Annotated in this window: 11 protein-coding genes; 3 read left to right on the forward strand and 8 right to left on the reverse strand. The window is 62.7% G+C overall.

Annotated elements, in window-relative coordinates:
- Positions 1-37: 37 nt before the first annotated feature.
- The 4 genes from ACY8GK_RS17795 to rpsU all read right to left on the reverse strand — a co-directional run bounded on the left by ACY8GK_RS17795 (position 38) and on the right by rpsU (position 8,300).
- Complete coding sequence (locus tag ACY8GK_RS17795) at positions 38-3,778, reverse strand: bifunctional diguanylate cyclase/phosphodiesterase (protein ID WP_462403040.1); 3,741 nt, start codon at positions 3,776-3,778, stop codon at positions 38-40.
- Between the two features lie 126 nt (positions 3,779-3,904).
- Positions 3,905-5,758: an RNA polymerase sigma factor RpoD gene (gene rpoD, locus ACY8GK_RS17800; RefSeq protein ID WP_196179282.1), complete on the reverse strand. Its 1,854-nt coding sequence runs from the start codon at positions 5,756-5,758 to the stop codon at positions 3,905-3,907.
- 67 nt (positions 5,759-5,825) lie between these two features.
- Positions 5,826-7,805, reverse strand: a complete 1,980-nt coding sequence (gene dnaG, locus ACY8GK_RS17805; protein WP_462401741.1) for a DNA primase — start codon at positions 7,803-7,805, stop codon at positions 5,826-5,828.
- A 279-nt stretch (positions 7,806-8,084) separates the two neighbouring features.
- On the reverse strand, positions 8,085-8,300 hold the full coding sequence (gene rpsU, locus ACY8GK_RS17810) for a 30S ribosomal protein S21 (RefSeq protein ID WP_002551877.1): 216 nt from the start codon (positions 8,298-8,300) through the stop codon (positions 8,085-8,087).
- Positions 8,301-8,500: 200 nt separating this feature from the next.
- Here rpsU and tsaD point away from each other — a divergent pair, with 200 nt between their 5' ends.
- The gene (tsaD, locus tag ACY8GK_RS17815; protein ID WP_196179279.1) at positions 8,501-9,526 is read left to right on the forward strand and encodes a tRNA (adenosine(37)-N6)-threonylcarbamoyltransferase complex transferase subunit TsaD; all 1,026 of its coding nucleotides are present in this window, start codon (positions 8,501-8,503) and stop codon (positions 9,524-9,526) included.
- 24 nt (positions 9,527-9,550) lie between these two features.
- On the opposite strand, the gene plsY is transcribed toward tsaD, so the two are convergent.
- Complete coding sequence (plsY, locus tag ACY8GK_RS17820) at positions 9,551-10,120, reverse strand: glycerol-3-phosphate 1-O-acyltransferase PlsY (RefSeq protein ID WP_196179276.1); 570 nt, start codon at positions 10,118-10,120, stop codon at positions 9,551-9,553.
- A gap of 74 nt (positions 10,121-10,194) precedes the next feature.
- On the opposite strand from plsY, the gene folB reads away from it, so the two are divergent.
- Both folB and folK read left to right on the forward strand, forming a co-directional pair.
- The gene (folB, locus tag ACY8GK_RS17825; RefSeq protein ID WP_196179274.1) at positions 10,195-10,551 is read left to right on the forward strand and encodes a dihydroneopterin aldolase; all 357 of its coding nucleotides are present in this window, start codon (positions 10,195-10,197) and stop codon (positions 10,549-10,551) included.
- Positions 10,542-11,051: a 2-amino-4-hydroxy-6-hydroxymethyldihydropteridine diphosphokinase gene (gene folK / locus ACY8GK_RS17830; protein ID WP_462401742.1), complete on the forward strand. Its 510-nt coding sequence runs from the start codon at positions 10,542-10,544 to the stop codon at positions 11,049-11,051. The genes folB and folK overlap by 10 nt, the downstream gene beginning before the upstream one ends.
- Before the next feature lie 10 nt (positions 11,052-11,061).
- Here the strand turns inward: folK and ACY8GK_RS17835 are convergent, their stop codons facing one another.
- The 3 genes from ACY8GK_RS17835 to ACY8GK_RS17845 are packed head-to-tail and all read right to left on the reverse strand — an operon-like array spanning position 11,062 to position 15,216.
- Positions 11,062-12,324: a multifunctional CCA addition/repair protein gene (locus ACY8GK_RS17835; RefSeq protein ID WP_462401743.1), complete on the reverse strand. Its 1,263-nt coding sequence runs from the start codon at positions 12,322-12,324 to the stop codon at positions 11,062-11,064.
- A gap of 55 nt (positions 12,325-12,379) precedes the next feature.
- Complete coding sequence (locus ACY8GK_RS17840) at positions 12,380-13,945, reverse strand: SpoVR family protein (RefSeq protein WP_196179268.1); 1,566 nt, start codon at positions 13,943-13,945, stop codon at positions 12,380-12,382.
- A complete protein-coding gene (locus ACY8GK_RS17845; RefSeq protein WP_462401744.1) occupies positions 13,942-15,216 on the reverse strand; it encodes a YeaH/YhbH family protein in 1,275 nt (424 codons plus the stop codon). Before ACY8GK_RS17845 ends, ACY8GK_RS17840 begins: the two co-directional genes overlap by 4 nt.
- Between the last annotated feature and the right edge of the window lie 122 nt (positions 15,217-15,338).

Consider the following 15,338-nt stretch of genomic DNA (forward strand, 5'->3'; position numbering starts at 1 on the left):
CTCGACCAGCCGGACCCAGGATCCGGTGGTCGGGCGATTATAACGACGGTTTGCGGTGTGTGCCATCCGAAAGATCGGAAAGTGCTATACGAAGAAACTTCTTGGCGAATTCCTCGGCAGGCAGCGGCAGGCTGACGATGTAGCCCTGGATCTGCTCACAGCCTTCGGCGGCCAAGAACTGCTGCTGCGCCTGGTTTTCCACGCCTTCGGCGATGATCGTCAGTTGCATGCTGCGACCCAGAGCGATGATGGCGCGCGCGATGGCGGCATCGTGTGGATCGTCAGGCAGGCCGCGAATGAAGGATTGGTCGATCTTGAGGATATCCAGGGGCAGCCGCTTGAGGTAGCTGAGCGAGGAATAGCCGGTGCCGAAATCGTCGATGGCCAACTGCACGCCAAGGTTCTTGAGCTGGTGCAGGACGGCCAGCGCCTCCTCGGCCTGGCTCATGATGAAGTTTTCGGTGATTTCCAGCTGCAAATCGCCTGCCTGGAGCTGGTAGCGCCGCAGCAGGTGCTCGATACGCTTGGCCAGGTTGGGCTGGCGCAACTGGGCCCCGGCAAGGTTGATCGACAGCGGTCCGAACGCCTGGTAATGCGCTTTCCAGTAGTCCATCTGTTGGCAGGCCTGCTCCAGCACCCAGTCGCCCAACTGCAGGATGGTGCCGTTTTCCTCGGCCAAGGTGATGAAATGCTCTGGTGGCACGTCCCCGAGGGTCGGATGGGTCCAGCGTACCAGCGCTTCGGCGCCGACCAGGCCGCCGCTCTTGAGGCTGCGCTTGGGCTGGTAGCACAGGCTCAGTTCGTTGCGTTCGATGGCGCGGCGCAGTTCGTGCTCCAAGGCGATGCGCTCGCTGGCCTGGACAGTCAGGTCGCGTGTATACACCTCCACCCGATTGCGGCCCTTGGCCTTGGAGCGGTACATCGCCGCGTCGGCGTTGCGGATCAGCGAAGCGACGTCGGTACCATCCTGTGGATACAGGCTGATGCCGATGCTGGCACTGGTGAAGAACTCATGTTCGCCAGCCTGGAATGGTGCATGGAAGCAGGCCAGGACCTTGCTGGCGATCACCCCGGCATCGCTGGCCTTGTGCAACCCCGGCAACAGGATGATGAACTCGTCGCCGCCCAGCCTGGCCACGGTATCAAGGTCGCGTACCTGTTCCTTGAGGCGTTGGGCGATGCCTTGGAGCAACAGGTCGCCAACGGGGTGTCCCAGGCTGTCGTTGATGTGCTTGAAACGGTCCAGGTCAAGGAACAGTACGGCGCCCTGGCGATTGGCATCCTGGGGCCCGGACAGCACTGCCTGCAGGCGCTTTTCGAACAGCGAGCGATTGGGCAGGCCGGTCAGCGAATCATGGTGGGCCTGGTAGTCGAGCTTGGCCTGGGCATGCTTGATGCTGGAGATATCGGCGAATACCGCGACGAAATGCTTGAGTTCGCCATCGCCGTTGCGCACGGCGCTGATGGTCAGCCAGCTTGGGTAGATTTCGCCGTTCTTGCGCTTGTTGCAGATCTCGCCTTGCCAGTGGCCCGCGGCGCTCAGCTGATGCCACATGGCTGCATAGAAAGCGCTGTCGTGCTGGCCAGAGGCGAGCAGGCGGGGCGTCTGCCCCAGCGCCTCGAGTTCGCTGTAGCCCGTGATCTCGCTGAAGGCGCGATTGACCGCACTGATGCGCTGGTCGGTGTCGGTGATCAGCACGCCTTCGGCCGTGTTCTCGAATACCGTGGCAGCCAGTTGCAGTTTTTCCTGCATCAGGTGACGCTCGGTGATGTCTCGAGCAATGGTCAGCATGTAGTCGACGCCCCCGATCGGCAATGGCCTGGCCGACACCTCACAGAGCCGGACCAAGCCGTCGCTGCGACGGATCAGGCAGGTGAAGTCACGCACATAGCCGTCCCGCTTGAGCAGCTCGACCAGGCGCTTGCGTTCGGCAGGGTCGGCCCAGATATCCAGGTCCAGCGAGGTCTGGTTGCGCGATGGATGGAAATCGTAGCCGGTCAGGCGGCGGAAACCTTCGTTCACTTCGATCAACAGACCGTCTTCCTGGCGAGACAGCAGCAGGCCATCGGGCGAGGCGTGGAAAGCCTTGGCGAACTTTTCCTCGGAGGTTTGCAGCTGCTGCTGGGTCTCCTTCAACTGACTGATATCGCGCACTGCTACCACCAGTGTCCGGCTACTGTCCAATTCGAAGATGCCTGCCGAGGTCAGACCGATGAACACTTGGCCATTGCTGCGTCGGAAAGTCATTTCCAGGTTGCGCACGCCGCCGCTGCTCAGACGCTCGAGCAGCGCCGGCCCGGCGCCTTCCAGGCCCCACAGCCCCAGTTCGGTCGCGGTGCGCCCGATGACTTGGGCAGGCTTCAGGCCGATCTGCTCCTGGAAAGCCTGGTTGACTTCGAGCAGGCAACCGTCGCTGTGCCGGGCGAGCACGAGGATGTCCGGGCATTGCTCGAACACCGAGGAAAACTTCTGCTCCGAAAGACGCAATGCATGTTCCGTGCGCTTGGTTTCGCTGATATCGATCATCAATCCACGCATCACGGGCTTGTGACCGTGCTCGATCATGCTGACGATGGTGCGTACCCACAGGCAGTGCCCATCGGCACGAATGACGCGATATTCAAGGCTATGGTCACGACCGGCTGTTCCGTCCTTGTAGAAAGCCAATGCCCATTGCGCATCCTCTGGATGAAGAATGTCGCGCCAGAATCCCGGCTTGAGCCATTCATTCAGCGCATAGCCAAGCAGCCCTTCGGCATGTGGCGAGACGTAGGTGAAGGTGAAGTCGATGGCATCGGCCTCCCAGGCGATCGCCGAAAGGCTTTCGATCAGGCTGCGATAGTGATACTCGCTACTGCGTAGCTCCTGCTCGAGGGCGATGCGTCGGGAAATCTCCGAACTCAGCCGACGGTTGATGCGGATCACCGCGGTCAGGATGGCCATCAGCAACAGGATGGCGGGCAGGCCATACATCAGCGCGTCGTTCCACAGGCGCTGGTGCCCGGCGACGTCGCCGACCCAGCGTTGCTGGATGGCGGCCATCTCGTTGCCGTCGATGTCAGCGAAGACCTTGTCCAGGATCGTCACCAGGATCTTCTGCTCTGCAGGCGTGGCCATCGCCAGTTGGTAGCGATACGGGGTAGCTCCGCTGACATGCGAATGCTCCAGTCCAAGCTGGCGCAAGCCCCAGACGCTCGAGGCGAGGTCGCCGACCATCGCGTCGACTTGCCTGGTTTCCACGGCATGCAGTGCGACATCGACCGTTGGCAGTACCAGCAGGTTGAGATCGGGGTGGTGGGTGCGCAGAAGTTCATGAGGCGCGTGGTTTTCCACCACGGCGATCTTCAGCCCATAAAGATCATCCAGCTTTCGCGGTTGCGGCCCGCTATCGTGGGCCAGAATGACGATCGGAAAATCCAGGTAGGGACGGGTGAAGGTCAGGTAGCGGCGTCGCTCGGGCGTGGACATGATGCCGGGCAGCAGGTCCACGCGGTTGTGCTGCGCTTGCTCGACCACTTGCGACCAGTTGTCGATTGGCATGGGTTCGAGCACCACGCCCAGGCGCTTCTCGATCAAGGCGATGTAATCGGCGGCCAGTCCCTGGTAGCTGCCATTCCTGTCACGGTATTCGAACGGTGGCCAGGAGGCATCTACACCCAGGCGCAGCTTCGGATGAGCGCTGAGCCAGGCTTGTTCTTCTGCAGTCAGGGTAAGCGCGCCGGCAGTGGTCGTCCAGATGAGCAGGAGCGACAATAGAAGGGCCGGCAGGAAGGGCATCATCGGCCTCTCGATCAGTGGGACTGATTCGAGTGTAGACGGGCATTGTAAAGGCTGGGCAACGGCAAGCCCAAATGAAGGCATTTTGTCATCAAAGAAAACCCCGGCCGGGGCCGGGGTTCTTCGTCACTCGTCGAGGAAGGAGCGCAGATGCTCGCTTCGGGTCGGATGGCGCAGCTTGCGCAGCGCCTTGGCCTCGATCTGACGGATTCGCTCGCGGGTCACATCGAACTGCTTGCCGACTTCTTCGAGGGTATGGTCGGTGTTCATGTCGATGCCGAAACGCATGCGCAACACCTTGGCTTCGCGTGCGGTGAGGCCGGACAGCACGTCACGGGTGGCTTCCTTGAGACTTTCCACCGTTGCCACGTCGATCGGGGACTGCATGGTGGAGTCCTCGATGAAGTCGCCCAGGTGGGAATCCTCGTCGTCACCGATCGGCGTTTCCATGGAGATCGGCTCCTTGGCGATCTTCAATACCTTGCGGATCTTGTCCTCGGGCATTTCCATGCGTTCGCCAAGCTCCTCCGGGGTCGGTTCGCGGCCCATTTCCTGGAGCATCTGCCGGGAAATGCGGTTGAGCTTGTTGATCGTCTCGATCATGTGCACCGGAATACGAATGGTACGTGCCTGATCGGCGATCGAGCGGGTGATCGCCTGACGAATCCACCAGGTGGCATAGGTCGAGAACTTGTAGCCACGGCGGTATTCGAACTTGTCCACCGCCTTCATCAGGCCAATGTTGCCTTCCTGGATCAGGTCGAGGAACTGCAGGCCACGGTTGGTGTACTTCTTGGCGATGGAGATGACCAGGCGCAGGTTGGCCTCGACCATTTCCTTCTTCGCGCGGCGCGCCTTGGCCTCGCCGATCGACATGCGGCGGTTGATCTCCTTGATCTCGGCGACGGTCAGACCGGTTTCGGCCTCAAGGTCGATCAGCTTCTGCTGGCAGGCGACGATGGCAGCGTCCTTCTCGCCCAAGGCTGCCGCCCACTTGGTATTACGACGGGAAAGATCGCCGCTCCAGGTCTGGTCCACCTCGTTGCCCGGGAACAGGCGCAGGAAGTCGGCGCGTGGCATGCGGGCATCACGGACGCACAACTGCATGATCGCGCGTTCCTGGGCACGCAGGCGATCCAGCGCGCCACGAACGCGCTCGACCAGAACCTCGAACTGCTTGGGCACCAGCTTGATCGGCATGAACAGCTCGGCCAGCGCGGAAAGCTCGGCCACGCCTTGCTCGCTGCCGCGACCCTGCTTCTTCAGGACCTTGTTGGTGACTTCGAGCTGCTCGGCCACCGCGCCGAAACGCTGGCGAGCGATCTCCGGGTCCGGACCGCTCTCGCCTTCTTCCTCGGTGTCGTCACCGCTGGCTTCGGCATCTTCGTCCTCGTCCTCGTCTTCCTTGGCGGCCGCGGGCTTGGCGCCAAGCTGCGGCGCATCTTCGGTGGGCGTGGCGATGCTGTCGTCAGGGTCGATGTAGCCGCTGAGGACGTCCGACAGACGGCCACCTTCGGTGGTGACGCGGTCGTACTCGGAGAGGATGTAATCGACGGTACCCGGGAAGTGGGCAATGGCGCCCATCACTTCGCGGATGCCTTCCTCGATGCGCTTGGCGATCTCGATCTCGCCTTCGCGGGTCAGCAGCTCGACGGTACCCATCTCGCGCATGTACATGCGTACCGGGTCGGTCGTGCGGCCGATATCGGTTTCAACGGCTGCCAACGCGGCGGCAGCTTCCTCGGCCGCGGCTTCGTCGGTGTCGGCCTCGGCCAACAGAAGGGCATCCGCATCCGGAGCACTCTCGAATACGTTGATCCCCATGTCGTTGATCATGCGGATGATGTCTTCCACCTGCTCCGGATCTGAAATATCCTCGGGCAGGTGGTCGTTGACCTCCGCGTAAGTCAGGTAGCCCTGCTCACGACCGCGGGTGATCAACTCTTTGATACGAGACTGCTGTTGCGCTTTTCCGGACATAACACCCTATCCACTGAAGGTCTTGGCGGGCAAAAAACAAGCCGAGGATTATACCCGAGCATGGACCTCACGCGCCAGATGAGGTCGGGGTTTGTGCGGGAACATTCCTGCTCAGCAGGTCGCGCAGCTGGCTTTTTTCCTCTGCGCTCAACTCGCTTTGACGTGCTTTCCTGAGCAGATGTTCCAAAGAGCGCTCGCGCTGGCGAGCGGACAACCTAGTTATGGTGTCGAAAAATTGCTGTTCAAGGTTGTCGGCGTCGATCAGCCATTCCTTCTCCGCCAATGCCTGCAGCAGTCGGCCCTGTTCCGTGCCGTGCCAACGCGCGATCAACTGTAGAGAGCGTAGCCCAGGATTCTTCTGCAAGGCCTCGAGCAAGGCCACCAGCAGCTGGGCATAGAGATGGTCTTCGTCGGCAAGACGGCTTGCGTCCTCGACCTTCGTGGCCAACTGCGGATGATGCAGCAAGCTGCGCAGGGCAGCCAGGGTAGGAGGTTCCACCGGGGCGGGCACGCGAGGGGCGGGCTGCTCTTGCTGGCCATCGCGGCGCCAGGGCTTGCCACCTTTCTTGTCCCAGGGCTTGCCCTCCCAAGGCTTCCTGGCGCCCTTGCCAGACGTCCACGGCTGGGCTGGGGCGAGGTGATCGTGGCCGCCGGTGTACATGGCCTGGTGATCGAAGGCATGGCCGGACAGGGCATCGTAGTCCAGGCCTGAGTCATAGTCCGGCACGCTTTCGGCAGGCCTGGCCTGCGCCAGTTCCTGCATCTGCTGCGGGTCCAGCCCGGTGATTTCCTTGAGCCGATTGCGCATCAAGGCGCGCAGATTGGCGCCGGGAATCTTTTCGATCAACGGCGCGGCAAGCGTCACCATGTGCGCCTTGCCTTCCAGCGAGCGCGGATCAGCCTCGTTGCTCAGCTGCTCGAAGAAGTAGTCCGCCAGGGGCTGAGCGTGCTGGTTGATGCGCGCACGGAAGGCATCGGTGCCTTCGCTGCGAACCAGGGTATCCGGGTCCTCGCCCTCGGGCAGGAACAGAAAGCGCGCCCGGCGCCCATCCTGCAGGCTCGACAGGGTCGACTCCAGGGCGCGCCAGGCCGCCTTGCGGCCAGCCTGGTCGCCGTCGAAGCAGAACAGCACGTGCGGCACCACGCGGAACAGACGCTTGAGGTGCTCCTCGCTGGTCGCGGTGCCGAGGGTCGCGACAGCATTGCGCAAGCCCTGCTGGGCCAGCGCGATGACGTCCATGTAGCCCTCGACGACGATGATTTCCTCGAGGTTGCGGTTGAACTTGCGCGCCTCGTACAACCCGTAGAGTTCCTGGCCCTTGTGGAATACCGGGGTCTCCGGGGAGTTCAGGTACTTGGGCTTGTCGTCGCCCAGCACGCGTCCGCCGAAGGCAATGACTCGCCCACGAGTATCACGGATCGGGAACATCACCCGGTCACGGAAGCGGTCGTAGCGCTTGCCGCTTTCGGCGTTCTCGATCAGCAGGCCAGCATCGATCATGGCCTTCTGCTGCAGGCTGTCGTTGGCCAGGTGCTTGCCCAGATTGTCCCAGCCAGGCGGCGCGAAGCCCAGGCCGAAGTCGCGGGCGATTTCGCCGGAAAGGCCGCGGCCCTTGAGATAGTCGACCGCCGCCTTGCGCGCCGGGTGGCTGCGCAGGGCCTGGCGATAGAATTCGGCGGCCGCGCTGAGCAATGGGTAGAGCGGCGAGTCGACCGGTTGGCGGGGCTTCTGGCCGCGCCGGTTGTCCTCGCGAGGCACTTCCATGCCCGCGGCCCTGGCCAGTTCCTCGACCGCCTGGGGGAAGTCCAGGTTGTCGTGGTCCATGATGAAGCCGAGCGCGTTGCCACCGGCCCCGCAGCCGAAGCAGTAGTAGAACTGCTTGTCGGGGCTGACGGTGAAGGAGGGGGTCTTCTCCTTGTGGAACGGGCAGCACGCCGAATGATTCTTGCCGGATTTCTTCAGTTGGATGCGGGAAGACACCACATCGACGATGTCGGTGCGGTTGAGCAAGTCATCGATGAAGCTTTGGGGAATCAGCCCGGCCATGGCAGTCTCGTCATCTGGCAACTGGCAAGTCTAATCGTCCAGGCGCGCTTTGGCGGCAAGTGGCGATATACGGGAGTTCGGAGGTGTGGCTGCGTCGGCCAGGCAGGCCCGCTGGTGATCAAGCGCGTGTCGGCTCATGCCAGCTTGACGGGAAAGGCAGGTTGCCCGTGGGCTTTTGGCCGGGCGCCCAGGGCGCATGGCCAAGGGGCTGGAGCGACATCTGCCATCGGCCCGGCACGAGGCCGGGCGGGGCAGAAGCCTTGCGATGAACGCCTGTAATCAGTACAGACGAACGGCGCGGCGCTGTTCGCGCTGGACTTTCTTGGCGTGACGCTTGACGGCTGCAGCAGCCTTGCGCTTGCGCTCGGAAGTCGGCTTCTCGTAAAACTCGCGGCTACGAACTTCAGCCAGTACACCGGCTTTTTCGCAGGAGCGCTTGAAACGACGCAGAGCTACGTCGAAGGGTTCGTTCTCTTTAACTTTGACGGCTGGCATCCAGGGCTACCTTAATTCATTACCGGGGTGGACGTACTCCTGAACAAAGGTGCGCTGGAGAACGTCGGTTTTCAAGGGTTGCGGATGTTAACCGTTAGCCAGCCGGAATGCAAAGCCTCTGATCGAAAACCGCTGGTCGGCATCCAGTGCGAAGACTATCATGCGCGCCTTCGAATTGAGCCCCCGAAAGGCACGAACCCATGCTAGTACTGGGATTGGAAACATCCTGCGACGAAACCGGCGTCGCCTTGTATGACAGCGAGCGCGGCCTGCTCGCCGATGCGCTGTTCAGCCAGATCGACCTGCACCGCGTCTACGGCGGGGTGGTGCCCGAGCTGGCCTCGCGCGACCATGTCAAGCGCATGCTGCCGCTGATCCGCGAAGTGCTCGAGCAGGCTGGCCGAGCGCCCGCCGACATCGAGGCGATCGCCTACACCGCCGGGCCTGGCCTGGTCGGTGCGCTGCTGGTGGGCGCCTCCTGCGCCCAGGCCCTGGCCTTTGCCTGGAATATCCCCGCCATCGGCGTGCACCACATGGAAGGCCATCTGCTGGCACCGATGCTCGAAGAGCAGCCGCCGCAGTTCCCGTTCGTCGCCTTGCTGGTGTCGGGTGGGCATACCCAGCTGGTGCGGGTCGATGGCATCGGCCGCTACGAACTGCTGGGCGAAAGCCTGGATGACGCAGCTGGCGAAGCCTTCGACAAGACCGCCAAGCTGATCGGCCTGAACTACCCGGGCGGGCCGGAAATCGCCCGCCTGGCCGAGCAGGGCACCCCTGGGCGCTTCGTCTTTCCCCGGCCCATGACCGATCGTCCTGGCCTGGCCTTCAGTTTCAGCGGGCTCAAGACCTTCGCCTTGAATACCTGGCAGCAATGTCGGGATGCCGGCGACGATGGCGAGCAGACACGCTGCGACCTGTCGCTGGCTTTCCAGCAGGCGGTGGTCGAAACGCTGACCATCAAGTGCAAGCGGGCCCTCAAGCAGACCGGACTCAAGCGACTGGTCATCGCTGGCGGGGTGAGCGCCAACAAGGCGCTGCGTGCTTCCCTGGAGCAGATGCTGGCTGGAATCAAGGGCCAGGTGTTCTATGCACGGCCCAAGTTCTGTACCGACAACGGGGCGATGATCGCCTATGCCGGTTGCCAGCGGCTGCTGGCCGGACAGCGCCAGGACCTGGCGATCAGCGTGCAGGCACGCTGGCCGATGGAGCAGTTGCCCGCCATCTGATCCCGGCCGTTTCAGTCCGCGCGTTCAGAAGTGTCGTTCGCGGCCTGCAAAAAGGTCGCGTAGATTGCTGCGATGACGCCAGACGATCATTACAGTGAGCACGGCCATTGGTAGCAGTGCTTCGGGTTCGCGCCAGGCCAGCAGCGGCAAGGTCAGTGGCGTGGCGATCAACGCGGCCAGCGAACTGGTGCGGGTGAGATAAAGTGTCAGCAGCCAGGTGGCGATGGCCAGCAGGGCTGCTGGCCAGTAGAGTCCCATGAGCATGCCGGCGGCGGTAGCCACGCCCTTGCCACCTTTGAAGCGAAAATACAGGGGAAACAGGTGGCCGAGCACGGCGCAGATCCCGATCCAGGCCTGATCCTGCAGGTCCAGGCCGGCCTGGCGCGCCACCAGCACGGGCAACAGCCCCTTGCACAGGTCGCCCAGCAGCGTCAGGATCGCCAGTCTGCGCCCGGCCAGGCGCAGCATGTTGGTGGCCCCGGCATTGCCCGAGCCGCTGGAGCGCGGGTCCGGGCTGCCATTGAGGCGGCTCAGGACGATGGCGAAGGACAGCGAGCCGAGCAGGTAGGCGAGCAGCGCCAGTGACCAAAACATGCTAACTATTCCGGGCGAGGACGCCCTGATTCTAACGGCGCCAGTCGCCCTTGTCGTGCTGTGGAGAGAAGTGCTTGGACAGAGTGTTCATCGAAGGCCTGGAAGTCGATACCGTGATCGGCGCCTATGACTGGGAACGCGACATTCGCCAGTGCCTGCGCCTGGACCTGAGTTGCGCCTGGGACAACCGGCCAGCCGCCGCCGGCGACGATCTCGCGCTCGCGCTGGACTATGCCAGCGTGTCGGCACGCATCCAGGCCTTTGCCGAGCAGGCGCGTTTCGAGCTGGTCGAGACGTTCGCCGAGCGGCTGGCCGCCGTCCTGATGGAAGAGTTCCGCATCCCCTGGTTGCGTCTGCGGCTGACCAAGCCCGGCGCGGTTCCCGCGGCGCGTGGTGGGGTCGGCGTGGAGATCGAGCGCGGATGTCTCTGAGTACGGTTTACCTGGGGCTGGGCAGCAATATCGATCGCCAGGCGCATCTGTGCGCTGGCCTCGAGGCGCTGTCGGGGCTGCTCGAGGACATGCGCTGCTCGCCGGTGTTCGAAAGCCAGGCGGTCGGCATCAAGAGCGGACCGTTCTACAACCTGGTGGTCACCGGCCGGACCCGATTGCCCTTGCTGGAGCTGGACCGCCGCTTGAAGTTCATCGAGGCGGACAATGGCCGCTACGCGCCGGAGCGCAAGGGACTGCCGCTGGATATCGACGTGCTGATGTTCGACGACCTGCTGGGCACCTTCGACGGGTTGGTGCTGCCTCGAGCGGAAATCCTGAAGAACGCCTTCGTGCTTTGGCCCTTATCCCTGATTGCGCCTGACCTGGTCCACCCTGGAGAGGGCAAGCGCATGGCCCAGCTCTGGCAGGAGGCACGCATCGATCAGGCGCTGGCACCAGTGCCATTCGAATGGCGGGGACAGCAGCTGACCCGAGCCTGATCCCAGCCAGTCAGGACTTGCCCAACGGCTTTGTCGCCTCGTCGGGCAGGCGCGCCTGCACATAGGCTTCCAGAGCCTTGAGCCGCCGTGCCCTGAGTGCCTCGCCCAGGGCCTGGCCTTTCAAGCCAAGCTCCACCAGGGCCTTGGCCTGTACCGACTTGGCCACGGCAGCCGCACCGCGCAAATAGGCGCCCTCGGGATAATCCCAGGGCCCAGGCGCCTGCTCTGCATATGCATCCATTTCGCAAACGGCGAGGAAATCTTCGAACCGCTGTGGTCGGCGATAGATGTCGAACGTCTGCAGCAGCTCCAGCAAAGCAGGCGCATCCAGTTGCAAGGCAAGGTGAGCCCGACCATGAAACTCAGCGGCCAGCAACGCCAGTTCCTGACATTCGCGTGGCGCCTTGAAGCGCTGGTTGATTGCCGTCACGACTTGGCTGGCAGGCCGTGGCGGCAGGTCATGCGCTGCCGGCGCCTGCTGCGCGGCGGTACTGGCCTGCCCCAGTGGGTTCAACAGGCAGGCCCAGCGTACCTGTAGCGGCTGGTCATGGCGGGCTGCCTGTTCGAGCATCGCCAGGGCATGGGCTCCGCGGCTCGGGGCGTGCTCCGGAGAAGAGGGCTGCTCGAGGACGAACAGCGCATCGAGCTCCGGCAACAGTTGCGCCAGCGCGGCGCAGGCGCGCAACACCTCGATGAATACCTGGGGGCTGGCCTCCATCAAGGCACGTTCGATTTCCTTCCAGCTACGCTCGGCCGTGAGCGCTTGCAGCTCGCCCGAATCGGCGATGCTGCGCATCAAGGCCAGCGTTTCGTCAGCGACGCGAAAGCCCAGCGGCGCATAGCGGGCGGCAAAGCGGGCGACCCGTAGGACTCTGAGGGGATCTTCGGCGAATGCCGGGGATACATGGCGCAGAATACGCCGATCGAGGTCTGCCTTGCCATGATAGGGATCGTAGAGGTTACCGTTCTCGTCCTCGGCCATGGCGTTGATGGTCAGGTCGCGTCGGGCCAGGTCCTGCTCCAGTGTCACCTCGGGGCTAGCATGGAAGACGAAGCCACCGTAGCCACGTCCACTCTTGCGCTCGGTACGCGCCAGGGCGTACTCCTCGCCGCTGCGTGGATGAAGGAAGACCGGGAAGTCGGCACCGACCGGCCGATAGCCGAGCGCTTGCATCTGTTCGGCCGTGGCGCCGACCACCAGCCAGTCGATGTCATTGACCGGACGCCCCAGCAGGCGGTCGCGCACAGCGCCGCCGACTTTGTAGATCTGCATGGTGAATCCTCCGTTGCTGGCGACAGGATACCCTGTCGCCAGCAACGGAGGGTGCTCAGTGGTGCGGTACCACCGAGCCGGGACGAACCAGCTCGCCGGGATCATGCTCACCCGTACGTGGCGGGACATGATGGGTCTTGACCACCTTGTCGCCCTGGACGGTTTCCAGATGGATGTCGAAACCCCAGAGCCTGTGCAAGTGCTTCATGACCTCCTCGGTCGACTCGCCCAAAGGCTTGCGGTTGTGCTGCTGGTGGCGCAGGGTCAGCGAGCGGTCGCCACGACGGTCTATGCTCCAGATCTGCACGTTCGGTTCGCGATTGCCCAGGTTGTACTGGGCCGCCAGGTTCTCGCGGATGATGCGGTAGCCATCGTCATCGTGGATCGCCGGTACCAGCAGGTCGTCGCGCTGGTCATCGTCGAGAATGGTGAACAGCTTGAGATCACGGATCACCTTCGGCGAGAGGTACTGGAGGATGAAGCTTTCGTCCTTGAAGCTGCTCATGGCGAACTTCAGGGTCGATAGCCAGTCGCTGCCGGCGATGTCGGGGAACCAGCGGCGATCTTCCTCGGTAGGGTGCTCGCACATGCGGCGGATGTCGGTGTACATCGCGAAACCCAGCGCATAGGGGTTGATGCCATTGTAGTAGGGGCTGTCGAAGCCAGGCTGGAAGACCACGCTGGTGTGCGATTGCAGGAACTCCATCATGAAGCCGTCGGTGACCAGGCCTTCGTCGTACAGGTCGTTCATCAAGGTGTAGTGCCAGAACGTTGCCCAGCCTTCGTTCATCACCTGGGTCTGGCGCTGCGGATAGAAATACTGGGCGATTTTGCGCACGATCCGCACCACTTCCCGTTGCCAAGGCTCCAGCAGCGGGGCGTGCTTCTCGATGAAGTAGAGGATGTTCTCCTGCGGCTCGGCCGGGAAGCGTGCGTCGTCCCGCTCGTTGACCTTGTCGGTGCTTTTCGGAATGGTGCGCCACAGGTCGTTGATCTGCCGCTGCAGATGCTCTTCACGATCCTTCTGGCGCTGCCGCTCTTCTTCGGCGGAGATGGGATAAGGGCGCTTGTAGCGGTCCACGCCATAGTTCATCAGTGCATGGCAGGAGTCGATCAGGTCCTCGACGGCATCGATGCCGTGGCGCTCCTCGCATTGGGCGATGTACTGCTTGGCGAACACCAGGTAGTCGATGATCGAGCTGGCATCGGTCCAGGTGCGGAACAGGTAGTTGCCCTTGAAGAAGCTGTTGTGGCCGTAACAGGCGTGGGCGATCACCAGCGCCTGCATGCACATGGTGTTCTCTTCCATGAGATAGGCGATGCACGGATCGGAGTTGATCACGATTTCATAGGCCAGGCCCATCTGGCCACGGCTGTAGGACTTCTCGGTACTCAGGAACTGCTTGCCATAGGACCAGTGATGATAACCCAGCGGCATGCCCACGGAGGCGTAGGCATCCATCATCTGCTCGGCGGTGATCACCTCGATCTGGTTGGGGTAGGTATCCAGGGCGTAGCGTTCGGCCAGGCGGCTGATTTCCCGGTCATAGGTCCGGATCAGCTCGAAGGTCCATTCGGAGCCGGTGGAAATGGGCTGGCGTCTCTGTTCTCTGGCGCTCATGTGGATAACCTGCGCTGGAAGAGTTCACGGAAGACCGGGTAGATATCGCCGGCCGAGACCAACTGCTGCTGGGCGAAGCTGTCGGCGAACGCTTCGCCGATGCGCTCGTATTCGTACCACAGGGCCTGATGCTCGCGGGGCGTGATTTCCACGTAAGTGTAGTACTGCACATGCGGCATGATCTGTTTGGAGAGTATTTCGCGGCATACCGGCGAATCATCGTTCCAGTTGTCCCCGTCGGAAGCCTGGGCCGCGTAGATGTTCCACTCGTTGGCCGAGTATCGCTCGCTCATGATCTCCTGCATCAGCTTGAGCGCACTGGAGACGATGGTCCCGCCGGTTTCCCGGGAGTAGAAGAATTCTTCCTCGTCCACTTCGCGGGCGCTGGTGTGGTGGCGGATGAACACCACCTCGATGCGCTCGTAGTTACGCTTGAGAAACAGGTACAGGAGGATGAAGAAGCGCTTGGCGATGTCCTTGGTGGCCTGGGTCATGGAGCCGGAAACGTCCATCAGGCAGAACATGACCGCCTTGGAGCTTGGGTTGGGCTGCTTGACCAGCAGGTTGTACTTGAGATCGAAGGTATCGAGGAAGGGCAGTCGGTTGATGCGCACGCTCAGGCGGGCGATCTCGGTCTCGACCTGCTGGATGTCGGTGAAGTTGTCCGGCTCCTCGACCTTCAGGCGCGCCAGTTCGGCCTGAGCTTCGCGCAGCAGGGCGCGACTGCTGCCGGTGAGGGCGATACGCCGCGCATGGGCCGAGCGCAGGGTTCGGACGATATTGATGCGCGAGGGATTGCCCTCGCTGCTGATCCCGGCACGAACGGTCTTGAAGGTATCGGTACCGGTCAGGTGCCGCTTGACCAGGTTGGGCAGTTCCAGGTCCTCGAACATGAATTCGAGAAATTCCTCCTGGGTGATCTGGAAGACGAAATCGTCCATGCCTTCCCCGGCGTTGCCAGCCTTGCCGCGCCCGCTTCCGCCACCGCCGCCGCCCTGCGGGCGCGGGATGCGTTCGCCGCTGACGAACTCCTTGTTCCCTGGATGGACGATGGTCTGCTTGCCGCCACGACCATGATGCAGCACCGGCTCGTCGATGTCGCGACCCGGAATGCTGATCTGCTCGCCATGCTCCATGTCGGTGATGGAACGGCGGCTCACGGCTTCTTCCACGGCCTTCTTGATGTGCTCACGGTAACGCCGCAGAAATCGCTGGCGGTTGACCGTGCTCTTGTTCTTGCCATTCAGGCGTCGGTCGATCACGTAACTCATGGTCCCTCCGGTGACTGGATGCAGCGCAAGCTTCAAGCTGCAAGCTGCAAGAAAAAGCAGCCACCGCTACCGCAATCCGTAACGCGGGCCAGAACACTGGCACTGGACGGCTTGTGGCTTGC

This window comes from Pseudomonas sp. Marseille-QA0332 (genome assembly GCF_054950175.1).